General features: G+C 63.9%; 16 protein-coding genes and 1 pseudogene. 5 read left to right on the forward strand and 12 right to left on the reverse strand.

Annotated elements, in window-relative coordinates; all coding sequences use genetic code 11:
• Window positions 1-38 precede the first annotated feature (38 nt).
• The 4 genes from AB1781_08560 (at window position 39) to AB1781_08575 (ending at window position 2,555) form a co-directional block, all read left to right on the forward strand.
• Window positions 39-302 carry an accessory factor UbiK family protein gene (locus AB1781_08560; protein MEW5704619.1) on the forward strand — a complete coding sequence of 88 codons (264 nt, stop codon included), beginning with the start codon at window positions 39-41 and terminating at the stop codon, window positions 300-302.
• A gap of 215 nt (window positions 303-517) precedes the next feature.
• Window positions 518-1,021, forward strand: a complete 504-nt coding sequence (locus AB1781_08565; GenBank protein ID MEW5704620.1) for a YbjN domain-containing protein — start codon at window positions 518-520, stop codon at window positions 1,019-1,021.
• Between the two features lie 18 nt (window positions 1,022-1,039).
• Window positions 1,040-1,855 (forward strand): pyrroline-5-carboxylate reductase, encoded by an 816-nt coding sequence (gene proC / locus AB1781_08570; protein MEW5704621.1) that lies wholly within the window; start codon window positions 1,040-1,042, stop codon window positions 1,853-1,855.
• Between the two features lie 178 nt (window positions 1,856-2,033).
• Complete coding sequence (locus AB1781_08575; protein ID MEW5704622.1) at window positions 2,034-2,555, forward strand: phasin family protein; 522 nt, start codon at window positions 2,034-2,036, stop codon at window positions 2,553-2,555.
• A gap of 51 nt (window positions 2,556-2,606) precedes the next feature.
• On the opposite strand, the gene AB1781_08580 is transcribed toward AB1781_08575, so the two are convergent.
• From AB1781_08580 to AB1781_08590, 3 genes are read right to left on the reverse strand one after another with little or no spacing between them, the layout of a single operon-like run.
• On the reverse strand, window positions 2,607-3,932 hold the full coding sequence (locus AB1781_08580; GenBank protein ID MEW5704623.1) for an ATP-binding protein: 1,326 nt from the start codon (window positions 3,930-3,932) through the stop codon (window positions 2,607-2,609).
• Between the two features lie 8 nt (window positions 3,933-3,940).
• The gene (locus AB1781_08585) at window positions 3,941-4,627 is read right to left on the reverse strand and encodes a response regulator (protein MEW5704624.1); all 687 of its coding nucleotides are present in this window, start codon (window positions 4,625-4,627) and stop codon (window positions 3,941-3,943) included.
• A gap of 32 nt (window positions 4,628-4,659) precedes the next feature.
• A complete protein-coding gene (locus AB1781_08590) occupies window positions 4,660-5,157 on the reverse strand; it encodes a MarR family transcriptional regulator (GenBank protein MEW5704625.1) in 498 nt (165 codons plus the stop codon).
• 92 nt (window positions 5,158-5,249) lie between these two features.
• Here AB1781_08590 and AB1781_08595 point away from each other — a divergent pair, with 92 nt between their 5' ends.
• Entirely contained in the window at window positions 5,250-6,125 is an 876-nt protein-coding gene (locus AB1781_08595; GenBank protein MEW5704626.1) for a branched-chain amino acid aminotransferase, read from the forward strand.
• A 4-nt stretch (window positions 6,126-6,129) separates the two neighbouring features.
• On the opposite strand, the gene AB1781_08600 is transcribed toward AB1781_08595, so the two are convergent.
• The 9 genes and pseudogenes from AB1781_08600 to AB1781_08640 form a co-directional block, all read right to left on the reverse strand.
• Entirely contained in the window at window positions 6,130-6,663 is a 534-nt protein-coding gene (locus tag AB1781_08600) for a molybdenum cofactor biosynthesis protein MoaE (protein MEW5704627.1), read from the reverse strand.
• Complete coding sequence (gene moaD / locus AB1781_08605; GenBank protein MEW5704628.1) at window positions 6,660-6,917, reverse strand: molybdopterin converting factor subunit 1; 258 nt, start codon at window positions 6,915-6,917, stop codon at window positions 6,660-6,662. The genes AB1781_08600 and moaD overlap by 4 nt, the downstream gene beginning before the upstream one ends.
• Window positions 6,914-8,170 (reverse strand): gephyrin-like molybdotransferase Glp, encoded by a 1,257-nt coding sequence (glp, locus tag AB1781_08610; protein ID MEW5704629.1) that lies wholly within the window; start codon window positions 8,168-8,170, stop codon window positions 6,914-6,916. Before glp ends, moaD begins: the two co-directional genes overlap by 4 nt.
• On the reverse strand, window positions 8,167-8,688 hold the full coding sequence (gene mobB / locus AB1781_08615; protein ID MEW5704630.1) for a molybdopterin-guanine dinucleotide biosynthesis protein B: 522 nt from the start codon (window positions 8,686-8,688) through the stop codon (window positions 8,167-8,169). Before mobB ends, glp begins: the two co-directional genes overlap by 4 nt.
• A gap of 48 nt (window positions 8,689-8,736) precedes the next feature.
• A complete protein-coding gene (gene pgsA, locus AB1781_08620; protein MEW5704631.1) occupies window positions 8,737-9,345 on the reverse strand; it encodes a CDP-diacylglycerol--glycerol-3-phosphate 3-phosphatidyltransferase in 609 nt (202 codons plus the stop codon).
• Between the two features lie 66 nt (window positions 9,346-9,411).
• A pseudogene (uvrC, locus tag AB1781_08625) lies at window positions 9,412-11,256 on the reverse strand (excinuclease ABC subunit UvrC).
• Window positions 11,257-11,632: 376 nt separating this feature from the next.
• Window positions 11,633-12,052 carry a dihydroneopterin aldolase gene (folB, locus tag AB1781_08630; protein MEW5704632.1) on the reverse strand — a complete coding sequence of 140 codons (420 nt, stop codon included), beginning with the start codon at window positions 12,050-12,052 and terminating at the stop codon, window positions 11,633-11,635.
• A gap of 43 nt (window positions 12,053-12,095) precedes the next feature.
• Window positions 12,096-12,875 (reverse strand): SDR family oxidoreductase, encoded by a 780-nt coding sequence (locus AB1781_08635; protein MEW5704633.1) that lies wholly within the window; start codon window positions 12,873-12,875, stop codon window positions 12,096-12,098.
• Between the two features lie 68 nt (window positions 12,876-12,943).
• Complete coding sequence (locus AB1781_08640) at window positions 12,944-13,888, reverse strand: calcium/sodium antiporter (GenBank protein MEW5704634.1); 945 nt, start codon at window positions 13,886-13,888, stop codon at window positions 12,944-12,946.
• Window positions 13,889-13,946: the final 58 nt, after the last annotated feature.

Here is a 13,946-nt window from a genome sequence, read left to right on the forward strand (position 1 = left end):
AGACTGTACGCGACGCGGCACCAACGGAGGATTGAAACATGGATTCCGGAACCCGCCCCTTCGACGGCCTTGCCCGCGGCGCCCTTGGGGCGCTCTCGGCGCTTTCCGCGCTCCGGCGGGAAACGGAGGATTTCGTGCGGCAGCGGCTGGACCGTCTGCTGGCGGATCGGGGTCTCGTTACCCGTGAAGAATTCGACGCGGTGAAGGAGATGGCGGCCAAGGCGCAAGCCGGGCAGGCAGCTCTGGAGAAGCGTCTCGCCGCTCTTGAGGCCGCTCTCGGCCAAGCCACGGAAAAGAAGTAAGACGGCAAGGGTGATTCCCTCCGCTTTCGGGGGGGCAAAACGAAAGTCGGGGCATCCCGCCCACTCCTGGCTTGCATGACGTAAGACATTCTGGCAATTTGGCCTCCATAGTGTATTAAGGAGGGTCAATACACCATATCTCGTGTTCTCTGGCCCTCTCTCCGTCCGATCAAAACGGCGGGGGCTTCCATCCGCTTTCCTGGGGGGGCGTCGCCATGTCCTTGGCTTCCGCGACCATCAAGCAGCGTCCAGCAAATCCGCTCGACCTCATCGAGGATTTTCTCGTTCACCGCGACATGCTTTTCCGCCGCGCCAGCCGCGAAGAGCTTTCCGCCGACGTGCCGGGCCGCTGGTGCGATCTCAACCTTTACTTCGCCTGGCGGCGGGAAGCCGACGCCCTGCATTTTTCCTGCGCGATGGATCTTCGCGTGCCGCTGCCGAAACGCCGTCTGGTCGCCGAGCTTCTGACGTCGGCCAATGAACGGCTTTGGCTGGGGCACTTCGATATGTGGTCGGAGGACGGCTTGCCGATGTTTCGGTACACGCTGCCCTTGCGCGGCATCCGCGGGGCGAGTTCCGAGCAGATCGAGGATCTGACGGAAACGGCGCTGATCGAGTGCGATCGCATCTACCCGGCGTTGCAATTCGTGCTTTGGGGAGACAAGGAACCGGCGGAAGCCCTTAAGCTCGCCATGCTCGACACCATCGGCGAAGCCTAAGCACGGCCGGGTGCGGGCATGCTGGCGGAAGGGCCGGTTCTCCTCGTTGGTTGCGGCAGGATGGGTGGCGCCATGCTCGACGGCTGGCTGGCGCAAGGCGCAGCTCCCGAACGGATCGTTGTCGTCGAGCCGAACCCAGCCGGGGCTTTTCACCATCGCGCCGGGCTTCGTAGGGTCGTTTCCGTGCAGGCGATTGAGGCCGCCTTCCGTCCGGCCGCTGTCGTCTTCGCTGTAAAGCCGCAAGAGATCGCCGCCCTTATCGACGGGTATCGCCGGTTCGTGAATGCCGGCACCGTCTTTCTTTCGATCCTTGCCGGCAAGCGGATCGACTTTTTCGAGAAGCGGTTGGGAAAAGAAGCCGCGCTCGTCCGCGCCATGCCGAACACGCCGGCCGCCATCCGTCGCGGCATCACGGTGGCTTGCGCGAACGCGGCAGTTGATGCGGAATCTCGCGCGCTTTGCCAGCGGCTGCTGGCGGCGGTCGGTGAGGTGGAGTGGGTTGCGGCGGAGGCCTTGCTCGATCTCGTCACGGCGGTTTCCGGCAGCGGTCCGGCCTATGTCTTTCTGTTCACGGAATGTCTGGCGAAGGCCGGCATCAAGGCGGGGCTTCCGGCACCGCTTGCCTGGCGGCTTGCCCGGGCGACGGTTTCCGGCAGCGGCAGCCTTCTCGACCAATCCAGCGAGGCGCCGGAAGTGTTGCGCCAGCATGTGACGAGCCCGGGCGGTACGACGGCGGCGGCGGTTGACGAATTGCTCGCCGACGATGCCCTGGAAGCTCTTCTCGAGCGGGCCGTCGCCGCCGCCGTCCGCCGTTCCCGCGAGCTTGGCGACTAGGAAAGACGGCCGGAAAGGCTCGTAATTCCGCAGTTTTTGTGCAGTGCAAAAAATTCTTGACGCCCATCATTCGGGGGCGCATATTCTCCCCTGAATTGTGCAATGCAACATATCGCAACATGACGGTCAGACGCCTTCGGATTTGGCGGATCGTTGAAAGGAACGCAAGGTGATTGAGATGGAAAAGATGTACCCGTTTACCAACGTGGATGTGACGAAACTTTTCGGCGATTTCCGTAATACGGATGTGACGAAACTTTTCGGCGATTTCCGTTTCCCGGAATTCGATATCGAAGCGGTGCTGGTTAGCCAGCGCAAGAATCTGGAAGCCATGACGACCCTAAGTCAGCTGGCTTTCGACGGGGCGCAGACTCTGGCGAAACGCCAAGCGGAACTCGTCAAGGAGTGCTTCGATTGTTGCACGAAGGGGGCAACCGCGGTGTTCGAAGCCGAAGCGCTTGAGGACAAGGCGGTGAAGCAGGTTGATCTGGCGAAGGACCTTTTCGAAGAGACGCTCGCCGATCTCAACGAAATGGCCGATTTGACGGCGAAATCCACCAACGCGATTTTCCACGTCTTCGAGAAGCGCGTGGCAGAAAGCTTGGGTGAGGTCCGCAACGCCGTGCAAAAGCAGGCGAAGGGCGCTACCAAGGCGGCAAAGGCAGCCACCGTCGGCAAGTCGTCCGTGAAGGCCGCCTAACCTAGGTCGCTTTTCGACGCAAGATTAGAGGCCGCCGGCTTGCCGGCGGCCTCATTCTTTTTGGGCGGTATCCAGCGGCAGCCGCAGGCGGACACGCAAACCGCCAAGCGGGGAATCGTCGAGCGCAATCTCTCCGCCGTGGCCCCGGAGGATATCCCGGCAGATCGAAAGGCCAAGCCCAACGCCACCCGTCTCGCGGTTGCGCGAGGTGTCCAGGCGATAGAAGGGGCGGAAGACCGCCTCGCGCTTGTCCGCTGGAATGCCCGGGCCGTCGTCGTCGATCGTGATGACGACATCGTCTTTCCGCCGCCCGGCACGGACCGCGATATGGGTGGCGTGACGCACGCCGTTCGAGATCAGGTTGGCAAGCGCGCGCCGGAAGGCGTCGCGTCGAAGTGGCAGGATCATTTCCCCTTCGATGTGGAGATCGATGACGATCCCCTCCCGCCGCGCCTGCTCCGTCGCCTCGCGAAGGAGCGGGGCGAGATCGACTCTGGTCGGCGCTTCGCCTCCCTCGCCGCGGGCGAAGGCGAGATAGCCTTCCAGCATGGTTTCCATATCGGCGACGTCGGCCCGCAGGTTCGCAACGTCTGGGCCGTCCTTCAACATGGCGAGCTGAAGCTTGATCCGCGTGAGCGGGGTTCTCAGGTCATGGGAAACACCGGCCAGCATTTCCGTGCGCTGGGAAATTTGGCGCTGGATGCGTTCGCGCATGACGTTGAAGGCGCTGGCCGCCTGGCGGACCTCAAGGGCACCGGCCGGCCGGAAGTCCGGTACGTCGAGGCCGCGCCCAAAGCGGTCAGCGGCCAGCGCCAGCCGGCGGATCGGGCGCACCTGGTTGCGCATGAAGACCGTCGCGATCGCAAAAAGAATGAGGGAGACGCCGACCATCCACAGGATAAAGACGTAGGTTGTCGAGCTGAAGAGACGCTTGCGCGGAGCGACAACCGCAAGCACGCCTTCCGGCAGCTGGACACTTACCCCGACCTCCCGGTCATAGCTTTGGGTATCGATCTGGAAGGGGTAACGCAGCCGCAGGCCGAGCTCGTGCCGGAGGGTGTCGTCGAGCGGGCTGAAGATCGGCGTCGGCGGCCCTTCGGGCAAGGCTTCGCCCGGCCGGAGAACGGCGCGAATTTCGAGATAGCTCAGGGCTTCGTTCAGGATGACCTCGCGGTCCCCCGCTTCGGGGTTGCGCTCGATCATCTGGGTGAGGATGGCGATCTCGCCGGCCAAGTCGCTGGCCAGGCGGCGGGTGATCGTATCCCAATGGCGTTCGTAGAAGATGTAGGTCGAAACGATTTGCAGCAGCACGAGCGGGGTCACGATGATCATCAAGGACCGTCCGAGAAGAGTCTGCGGCAGGAAGCGTTTCAGCATGCTTTGCCTCAGCGGTCCGGCCGCAGCGCATAGCCCTGGCCGCGGATGGTTTGGAGATAGCGGGGCAGCCTGGGGTCGGGCTCGATCTTGCGGCGAAGACGCGTCACCTGAACGTCAACCGCCCGCACGCCGCCCCGGATGTGGCCCTCCTCGACCAGCTTCTCCCGGCTCAACGCCTGCCCGGCGTTGCGCGCCAGCGTGGCAAGCAGACTCATCTCGGCGCCGGTCAGGCGGACGAGGGTATCGCCCTTTCGCAGTTCCTCGCGGGCGAGATCGAAGGCGAAATCTCCAAGCCGGATTTCCTGCGGGGTTTTCTCCTCCGTTCGGGTGCGGCGCAGGATCGTCTGGATTCGGAGCACAAGTTCCCGCGGCTCGAACGGTTTCGGCAGGTAATCGTCGGCGCCCATCTCCAGCCCCCTGATGCGGTGATCGGCTTCCGCCATGGCCGTCAGCAAGAGGATGGGGGTGTCGTTTTCCTTGCGAAGCGCGTGCGTAAAATCAAGGCCGCTTTCGCCGGGCATCATGACATCGAGCACGATAAGGTCAAAAACCAGGCTTTGCAGTTTGTCGCGCGCCTCCGCCGCGTCCTGCGCCGCCGTTACGCGGAAGCCGTTTTCCGTAAGGTACTTCTTCAAGAGGCCGCGAAGCCGGGTATCGTCGTCGACAACCAGGATATGGGGGCATGCCGCCGTCATGGGGGGAGTATAGCGGATGGCGGGTCCGCGCCCTAGCTGTTCGGGTTGTCGATCCGCGGCAGCTTGGCCCTTTCGCTCTCGTCGATCATGCCGATGAGGACCTTGCGGTAGCCTTCGACGGCCTCGGCGCCGGCCGCCCGGAAGGCGCGCGCCACGCGTCGGCGCTGGGATTCGGAAAGCCGGCGTTCCAGCTCGGCGCCTTTTGCCGTGAACTGCAACAGGCGTTGGCGGCGGTCGCGTTGACCCGGCTGCTGGGTGATGAAGTTTTGGCGGACAAGCTCGCTCAGAACGCGCGAGAGGCTTTGCTTCGTGATACGCAGGATGGCGAGCAGTTCGCTGACGCTGATCAGGGGGTAGCGGCCGACGAAGTAGATGACCCGATGATGGGCCCGGCCGAGCTTGTATTCGGCAAGGATGGCGTCCGGCTCGGCGGTGAAATCCCGGTAGGCGTAAAACAGGAGCTCCATGCCCTGACGAAGCGCTTCTTCGCGTAGAAATAGCGGGTTTGCACCGAATTTTACGTCAGTCATGTTGACATATATGAAGGGGAATGGTACTCGAATCAACTCCCTTTCGGCAAAGGCAGGGAATTCCTAGGGTTTATCCCGGAAAGACACTGGCCATGGCGGTGCTGCCCTTCGATGACCGCGACGGGGTCATCTGGTATGACGGCGTCCTCGTTCCCTGGCGCGAGGCCAAGCTCCATGTGCTGAGCCACGGTCTCCATTACGCAAGCTGCGTCTTCGAGGGGGTGCGGGTCTATGGCGGGAATATCTTCAAGCTGACGGAACATACCGAGCGGCTTTTTGCTTCCGCCGCCGCGCTTCGATTCAAGATTCCTTATACGGTCGCGGAAATCGACGATGCCTCGCGCCAGGTCGTCACGGCGCTTGATATTACGGACGGCTACCTCCGTCCCTTCGCCTGGCGCGGCAGCGAGATGATGGGTGTGGCCGCCCAGCAGACGCGGATCCATGTCGCGATCGCGGCCTGGCCGTGGCCCTCTTATTTCTCGAAGGAGGCGCGTCTCAAGGGTTTGCGCATGGTAATCTCGGAATGGGCGCGGCCCGCTCCGAACACGGCGCCGACCAAGACGAAAGCCGCCGGCCTTTACATGATTTGCACGCTTTCCAAACACGCCGCCGAGGCGGCGGGCTACGACGATGCCCTCATGTTTGACTGGCGGGGGCGGATCGCCGAGGCGACCGGCGCCAACATCTTTTTCGTCAAGGACGGCATGCTGCACACGCCGGTTCCGGATTGCTTCCTCGACGGGATCACGCGGCGCACGGTGATCGGCCTTGCCCGCAAGCGCGGTATCAAAGTTGTCGAGCGGGCGATCCAGCCGGAGGAAATGGCGGGCTTCGAGCAAGCCTTCCTTACCGGCACGGCCGCCGAAGTCACCCCCATCCGCGAGATCGCCGAGTTCCGTTTTACCGTCGGCGAGATCACGCGCCACCTGATGGAAGACTACGACCACTTGGTGCGCGGGCTATAAGGTCTCAAGGTTTCCTTTCGATCCAGCGTGCCATTGCCGCGTCGTCCTTGGCGTCGGCGTCCACCCAGCGCGCGCCAGCCGCCGTTTCCTCCCGTTTCCAGAAGGGCGCCTTCGTCTTCAGCCAGTCGATCAGGAACCGGCAGCTTTCGAAAGCGGCTTCCCGGTGCGCGGAAGTGGTCGCCACCAGCACGATGCGATCGCCGGCCTTGAGCCGTCCATAGCGGTGGACGATGAGGCTTGTCTCCAGCGGCCAACGGCGGTGCGCCTCCGCGTCGATTTCTTCGAGCTTCTTCTCGGTCATACATGGGTAGTGCTCAAGCGTTATGGCGACCTGCCCTACATCCGCCGCGGTTTCCCTTGGCTTTTCACCAGTCATACTTGGGTAGTACTCAAGCGGTATGGCGGCGGATGGCCCTACCGCCGCCGGCTGGCGTACGACGCCGACGAAGATGGCGACGCCGCCGATCTTCGCGTTGCCTTGCGTGAGTTTCTCCAACTCCTGGCCGACGTCGAAATCTTCCTGCTGCAGACGAATCATGACCGGCCTCCAGTGACCGGGGGAAAAAGGGCGACCTCGTCTTCCGGCTTAAGCGCATGGTCGCCGGCCACGTAGTCGTGGTTGACGGCGATCCGCACGAGCTTGCGGTCGGCCAGCGCCTCGGCGTGGCCGGGGCTTCTTCCCTTGAGCCAGTCGAGAAGCCCCTCGACGCTTCGCACATGGGCGGGCAGGGCAAGGTCTTCTTCCGCGCAGCCCACCTTCTCGCGCAGCCAGGCGAAATAGAGGATTTTCATGGCATCAACTCCGCATAGGGCAGAAAATCCACCGCCATGCCGACCTCGATTTTCGTCATGTCCTCCGGCAGTTCGACGAGGCCATCCGATTCGACCATCGAGGAGAGAATACCCGACCCCTCGCGGGGGAACCGCTCGGCGACCCGGTCGCCGGCACCGTCCCGGACGAGGCGGCAGCGGATCCACTCCCGGCGGCCCGCCTTCTTTTTTATGGCAAAGCCCGCCTTCACCCGGTAGGCGACGGGGTCCGGGCTTTCCGCGCCGGCGAGGCGGAGGATCGCAGGCCTCGCGAAACGGAGGAAAGTGACGGCGGCGGCGACCGGGTTGCCAGGCAGCCCGATGAACGGCACCCGCCCCACCTGGCCTAGCGCGATCGGCCGGCCGGGCTTAATGGCAAGCTGCCAGAAGTGCAAACGCCCCAAAGCCGTCACCGCCGCGCGCACATGGTCTTCCTCGCCCACCGAAACGCCGCCCGAAGTGAAGAGAAGGTCATGCCGGCCGGCGGCCTCCCGCAAGGCTTCCCGGATCGTTTCCAGCCGGTCCGGCAGGATGCCGAGATCGGTGACCGCGCACCCCATGCCCTCGAGAAGCGCCATCAGCGTGTAGCGGTTGGCGTCGTATATGCCCCCTGCCGCCAAGCCGTGTCCCGGCTCCGTCACCTCGTCGCCGGTCGAGAAGACGGCGACCCGAAGCGGTTTGAAGGCGCGCAGACGCTCGGCGCCGAGCGAAGCGGCAAGACCTACGTCCGGCGGTCGCAGGCGTCGCCCGCGGGTCAGCACGATGTCGCCCCGCCGGATGTCCTCGCCGCGCTTGCGCACATTCGCCCCACGCGTGATTCCGGCCGGCAGGCGAACGGCGTTTGCCTCCTCCGCGCCGTCTTCCTGCATAAAAACGGTGTCCGGGCCCGGGGGGACGGGCGCGCCGGTAAAGATGCGAAGCGCCTCACCGCGTTTCGCGGGGCGGTCCAAGGGATGGCCGGCGGCGATGCGCGCCGTTACCGGCAGCGTCGTTTCGCCTTCCGGCTTCAGGTCGTCGAAGAAGACAGCGTAACCGTCGACGGCGGTGTTGTCGTGGGGCGGCACGTCAAGGGGAGAGCGGATGGCCTCGGCCAGGATCCGCCCCGCCGCCTTGCGCAAAGGGATCATTTCGGTTTCCACGACGGCATCGAGACGCGCCTTCAGGATGGCGAGGGCTTCCGCCGCCAGCATCCGGCGTCCGCCCGCCTCGAAGCAATCGTCGGAGAGCTGCGTCATCGGGCTTCCTTCAGTCGCCGGACGACGAACTCGGCGATGGTAGCGATGTCGTTGAGATCGAGGACCGGGAGGTTGAGCCCGGGCAGGGGACGGTCGGAGGCGATGGCGACGATCTCCGCATCTTCCGTGCAGAAAAGCGCCTTCCCGGTTGCGCCGCGGTGCACCTCAAGCTTGCCGAGCGGGCAGCTCTGTCGCCCCTCGACGAGGATAAGGTCGACCGGCGCCATGCGCGAACACAACCCCTCGAGATCGCGCCGGTCTTCGTCCTCCGCGTAGTCGTGAAACAGCGCCCAGCGGTTCTTCGACACCAGCATGACTTCCCGCGCGCCCGCCGTCCGATGGTTGTGGCTGTCCTTGCCGGGCCGGTCCATTTCAATATCGTGGTGGGAAAGCTTCATCGTGGAAACGGCAATGCCCCGGCGCTTGAATTCGGGAAGAAGTCTTGCGATCAGCGTCGTCTTGCCGCTGCCGCTTGGGCCGGTGATGCCGAAGATGCCGTTGTTGGGCCGCCGTTTCACTTTCGCTTTCCCCGCGTTCCGTGAAGATCGGAACTTTCTAAAGGAATTTCAAGTCGTTGTGGACGACCCTCGCGACGAGTCGGCGTCCGGTTTCTCTCCCGGCGGCGCCTTCAGCACGTGGACGAGGCCGGAGCGGAAGTAATCGTAACCGGTGAGGAGGGTCAGCGCGGCCGCCCCCCAGATGCCGACAACACCCGCCGTCTCAAGCGGCAGGCCCGGCACGGCGTCGCCCAGCAGGAGGCAGGCGATCGCCACCATCTGGATTCCCGTTTTCCATTTTGCGAGGCGGCTGACCGGCACGCCGATCTGCACTTCGGCGAGGAATTCCCGAAGCCCGGAAACCAGAATCTCCCGGCACAGGATCACCAGCGCCGGCAGCACGACAAGGCCCGCGATGCGGTCGAACGCGGTCAGCATGACGATCGCGCTCACGATCAGAAGCTTGTCGGCGACGGGATCGAGAAACCGCCCAAAGCTGGACACCTGTCGCCGGGCGCGGGCGATGTAACCGTCAAAGAAATCTGTTATTCCGGCCAGCGCGAAGACCACGAAGGTAACCCACCTGGCGGCCGGGTCCGCCAGGTAAAAGCCGCCGACGAAAAGCGGCAGAAAAAGAATACGCGAAATCGTCAGCAGATTCGGAAGGTTCAGGATCATGACGTATCCGGGAAGCCGCCGCTTTTGTGCGCCATGCACCGCGCGGGATTCGGGCTTGGCGACATTCTAGCCGCCGCTATGGAAATGATCATAAATTTTTTTCGCGATGGCGTGGCTTATACCCTCCACTTTTTCCAAATCCTCGATCCCGGCGCCGGCGACGCTTCGCGCGGAGCCGAAATGGTGAAGAAGCGCACGCTTACGCTTGCCACCGACGCCCGGGATGGCGTCGAGGAGGGATTGGCCGATTGCCTTTGACCGCTTCGCGCGGTGCGCGCCGATGGCGAAGCGATGGGCTTCGTCCCGCAGCCGTTCGAGGAAATAGAGGACAGGATCGCGCCGCTCGAGCGTAAAGGGCGGCCGGTCCGGCTGGAAGAAGCGTTCGCGGCCGGCGTTGCGGTCGGGCCCCTTCGCGATAGCGGCGACCGCAAGGTTGCTTAGGCCGAGATCGGCCAGCGCCTCAAGGGCGGCGCGCAGGTGGCCGGCGCCGCCGTCGATCAAAAGCAGGTCCGGCCAGGTGGCGCTCGCCCGTTCGGGGTCTTCCTTCAGCGTCTGGCCGAAGCGCCGGGTCAACACCTCGCGCAACATGCCATAATCGTCGCCCGGCGAAATACCGCCGTCGTCGGCCGGCCGGCCGGTCGTGCGGATGGTGAATTTTCGGTAAGCGTTTTTTACGAAGCCGCCCGGCCCGGCCACGATCATGGCGCCGACGGCGTGGGCGCCGAAGACGTGGCTGTTGTCATAGACTTCGATTCGTTCCGGGGCGGCGTCCAGGCCGAAGACCTCGGCCACCCCTTCCAGCAACTTGCGCTGGGCCGTGCTCTCCGAAAGCCGCCGGCCAAGGGCTTCCCGAGCGTTGAGCAGGGCGTTGGCGACCAACTTCCGCTTTGGTCCGCGCCGGGGGTGGGAAAGCGTCACCTTGCGGCCGGCTTTCAGAGAAAGCGCTTCCGCCATCAGTGGAAGTTTTGGGATCGCGTGGCTTAGGAGGACGGCTTTCGGTGGCGGCGTGCCGTCGTAGAACTGGCCGAGAAAGGCGGCCAGCACCTCGCCGGCTTCGGCCCCTTTCGCCTGAGTCGGAAAGTAGGCCCGGTTCCCGAGATTCTGGCCGGCGCGGAAGAAAAAGACCTGGATGCACCAGGCGTCGCCGGCTTGGTGGACGGCGACGACATCGGCATCTTCCATCCCTTCGACGGCGACACCCTGGCGGCCTTGAATCTCGGTCAGGGCCTGGATGCGGTCGCGGTAGAAGGCGGCCTTCTCGTAGTCAAGCCCCAGGCTTGCCGCCCGCATCCGTTCATCAAGCTTCTTCTGGATCTGCCGCGACCGCCCGGTCAGGAAGTCGCGGGCTTCCTGGACGATCGCCGCGTAATCCTCGGGTGCGATGCGCCCGACGCAAGGCGCCGCGCAGCGCTTGATCTGGTATTGCAGGCAAGGCCGCGTGCGGCTTGCGAAAATGCTGTCCGGGCAGGAGCGCAACGGAAAGGCGCGTTCAAGCGTGGCGAGCGTCTTGTTCACAGCCCCCGCCGAGGCGAAAGGGCCGAAATATTCGCCCTTCCGGCTGCGTGGTCCCCGATGCTTCCGGATTTGCGGCCATGGGGGATCGGCGGTGATCAGGATGTAGGGGAAGGATTTGTCGTCCCGGAGCAAGATGTTGTAATGGGGTCTGAGCTTCTTGATGAGGTTCGCCTCGAGAAGAAGCGCCTCGGCCTCGGTGTGGGTGGTGATGAACTCCATCGCCCTGGTTTCCGCCACCATGCGGGCAAGCCGGGTCGAAAGGCGCGAAGGGATGCGGTAGGTCGAGACGCGTTTGCGCAGGTTTTTCGCCTTGCCAACATACAGAACCTTCTCTTCCCGTCCGATCATCCGGTAAACGCCCGGGGTTTCCGGCAAGGTGGCGAGCAGGGCCGCGATAACGGCAGCGCCGCTTTCCAGGCGAAGGGCGGCGCTTGCCTTGGAGGGGGCAGGGGATGGGGTAGGTTTCCTTGCCATGGGCACGGTCCGGTTGGCGGTCGGTACGATAGGATATGGGAAGAGCGGTGCTTCCGCCAAAATTGTGGATAAGTTTGAGGATGACGGCTCCCGAAAGGTTAAGATGTCTTTTTCCCGGATCCTTCCCGGTTGCCGGGGTCTCCTTCTAACTGATTGATTTAAAAGTAAAAATCTTGCCAATATAGAAAGAGCGCCGGGGGGTTGGCGGATTTCTCCGCCGTTTTACCGGGCTAGACGTCCTGTGCACAACTTTGCTTCAGCTTGCCAGGATAACGCGTTGGTTTAATTGTGGGATTGGCTATCGTTCGTGGGAATCCCGGCGCCGTGTGATCGCGACGCCTACGCTACCCACATCCGGAAAGACATCGAGCTTCTCGATCCGTACGCGCGCCTCGGCCACGCGCGGGTCATCGAGACAGAGGCTGGCGACCCGTTCGGCCAGCGTCTCGACGAGGTTGAGATGGCCGGCCGCCGCGATTCCGCGGATGCCAGCGATGATCTTCTCGTAGCAGACGACACCCTCGAGCCGGTCCGCGATGGCGGCGTCGTTCTCATGGACGGCGAGGTCCACGTTCACCCGCACGCGTTGCTCGCAGGTGCGTTCGTGATGATGGACGCCGATTCGGCAGGGCAGCACAAAATCGCGCACGAAGACGCGCCGTAGCGGCTTTGCCGTCTTCGATGCCGGTTTCGGATGCACGAGGTTGAGCGGGGTCATGGCGGAAAATTTCCCCAGGGGCGCTGATGGAAGGTCGCGCCGTCTATTCCGGCGGCTGGGCCTTGCCGGACGGCTGGGCCCAGCCTAAGTGCTGCCCACCATCCAAGGCAATCATTTGCCCGGTCACGGCAGGGGCCGCAAGCAGAAAACGAAGGGCGTCGCAAATCTCCTCTGGCGTCGTGCCGTGCCCCAGCGGCAGGCGGGCGGCCTGGTGCGCGAATTGTTCCTCGCTTTGCCGGCGGGAAGGTAGCGTCGGTCCCGGTCCGATCGCGTTCACGCGGACGCGGGGCGCCAGCGCCAGCGCCATCGTCTGCGTCAACGTCCATAGGCCGGCCTTGCTCAGCGTGTAGGAAATGAAATGCGGCGTCAGGTTCCACACACGCTGATCGATCAAGTTGACGACGTTGCCGCGTGCTTCCGCGGGCATGGCCTTGACGAAAGCCTGGGCGAGGACGAAGGGGGCCCGCAAATTGACCTCCAGATGGTCGTCCCAGGATTGGCGGGTCGCTGTTTCCATCGTATCGAGCTCGAAGATCGAGGCGTTGTTGACGAGAAGGCCAAGCGGGCCCAGCGCGTCCATGGCCCTTGGCACGAGGGTCGCCGTTGACGCCTCTTGGCCGAGGTCGCCCTCCAGGAGAACGGCTTCGGAGCCGGCCTCTCGGATAGCCTCGGCCACGGCTTTCGCGGCCTCCGGAGAATCGCGGTAGTGTACGCCGATGCGCCAGCCATGACGGGCAAGGTCGAGGGCAATGGCCCGGCCGATCCGCTGGGCGGCCCCGGTGACGAGCGCGGTCCGGTATGTCGAATCCGTCGGGTTTCTCATGGGCGGAGGATGCGCGAGGAAAAGGGGAGAAGCAAGGCCGGCCAAGGCTAGCCGCCCATGTCGGCGCCTTAAAGCCCGGCGGCAAGGCTGCCGATATAAAGCGCGTAGGCAATCAGGAAAAGGCCGCCGAGACTGCGCGAAAGTCGCCTGCCCCGGAACATGAGCAGGACGAAGAGAAGGGTGGCGGCCAACAGGACCCAGTTGTCGAAGCGGACAATCTCCGGCCCGATGGGAATCGGTGCGACAAGGCCCACGATGCCCAGGATGCCAAGAAGATTAAAGAAATTGCTGCCCAGAATGTTGGCTATGGCGACGTCGCCATGGCCGCGCCGCGCCGCGACGAGGGAGGTGGCAAGCTCCGGCAACGACGTGCCGACCGCGACCAGCGTCAAGCCGATCACGGTTTCCGGGATGCCGAGGCTTTGGGCGATGCCGACGGCGCCGGTGACTAGAAACTGAGCGCCGAAGATCACGCCGAGCAAGCCGCCGGCGACCGCCAAGAGGTTTGCCCAGAGTGGCCAGTGGGTGTCGAACTCCTCCGCTTCGCGGGCATGCAGTTCGGCCGTCTTCCTGTCTTGCCGTTCGCGCCAGTAGCCGAACACCGTATAGCCGATGAGGCCGGCCAGGAAGGGACCGGCCATCCACGGCGCGATTCGGCCGGTGGTCATAGCGAAGACGACGTAAAGAAGCGAGGCGGCGGCGACGGCGAGGCCGTCCCATTTCAAAAGGCCGCGTTCGAAGGTGACGGTGGCCACGACGGCGGCCAGGCCTCCCACCAAAAGGATATTCGCGATGTTGCTTCCGATCACGTTGCCGATGGCGATTCCGGGCGACCCGGTCAACGCCGCTTCGAGGCTTGCAAACATTTCCGGCAGCGACGTACCCCAGGCGACGACCGTCAAGCCGATCAAGGCCGGCTGGATCCGCAAGCGATGGGCAAGCGCCACGGCACCCCGCACCAGAAGCTCGCCCCCCGCGAAGAGGAAAAGCAAGCCGATTACCGTTTCGAACAAGACCGTTATCATTCAGGCTGGCCATGTGGGCGATGGATGGAGCGCTCTTTTTTAGCAC

The sequence above is a fragment of the Pseudomonadota bacterium genome, assembly GCA_040752895.1.
In the GTDB taxonomy this organism is placed as follows: domain Bacteria; phylum Pseudomonadota; class Alphaproteobacteria.

Excerpts from the sequence above, each read along its gene's own strand:
- AB1781_08595 (MEW5704626.1), top strand. The coding sequence starts at position 5,250 with ATGGCGGTGCTGCCCTTCGATGACCGCGACGGGGTCATCTGGTATGAC.
- AB1781_08565 (MEW5704620.1), top strand. The coding sequence starts at position 518 with ATGTCCTTGGCTTCCGCGACCATCAAGCAGCGTCCAGCAAATCCGCTC.
- proC (MEW5704621.1), top strand. The coding sequence starts at position 1,040 with ATGCTGGCGGAAGGGCCGGTTCTCCTCGTTGGTTGCGGCAGGATGGGT.
- glp (MEW5704629.1), bottom strand. The coding sequence starts at position 8,170 with ATGACGCAGCTCTCCGACGATTGCTTCGAGGCGGGCGGACGCCGGATG.
- AB1781_08635 (MEW5704633.1), bottom strand. The coding sequence starts at position 12,875 with ATGAGAAACCCGACGGATTCGACATACCGGACCGCGCTCGTCACCGGG.
- AB1781_08560 (MEW5704619.1), top strand. The coding sequence starts at position 39 with ATGGATTCCGGAACCCGCCCCTTCGACGGCCTTGCCCGCGGCGCCCTT.
- AB1781_08580 (MEW5704623.1), bottom strand. The coding sequence starts at position 3,932 with ATGCTGAAACGCTTCCTGCCGCAGACTCTTCTCGGACGGTCCTTGATG.
- AB1781_08590 (MEW5704625.1), bottom strand. The coding sequence starts at position 5,157 with ATGACTGACGTAAAATTCGGTGCAAACCCGCTATTTCTACGCGAAGAA.
- folB (MEW5704632.1), bottom strand. The coding sequence starts at position 12,052 with ATGACCCCGCTCAACCTCGTGCATCCGAAACCGGCATCGAAGACGGCA.
- moaD (MEW5704628.1), bottom strand. The coding sequence starts at position 6,917 with ATGAAAATCCTCTATTTCGCCTGGCTGCGCGAGAAGGTGGGCTGCGCG.
- AB1781_08600 (MEW5704627.1), bottom strand. The coding sequence starts at position 6,663 with ATGATTCGTCTGCAGCAGGAAGATTTCGACGTCGGCCAGGAGTTGGAG.
- AB1781_08585 (MEW5704624.1), bottom strand. The coding sequence starts at position 4,627 with ATGACGGCGGCATGCCCCCATATCCTGGTTGTCGACGACGATACCCGG.
- AB1781_08575 (MEW5704622.1), top strand. The coding sequence starts at position 2,034 with ATGGAAAAGATGTACCCGTTTACCAACGTGGATGTGACGAAACTTTTC.
- pgsA (MEW5704631.1), bottom strand. The coding sequence starts at position 9,345 with ATGATCCTGAACCTTCCGAATCTGCTGACGATTTCGCGTATTCTTTTT.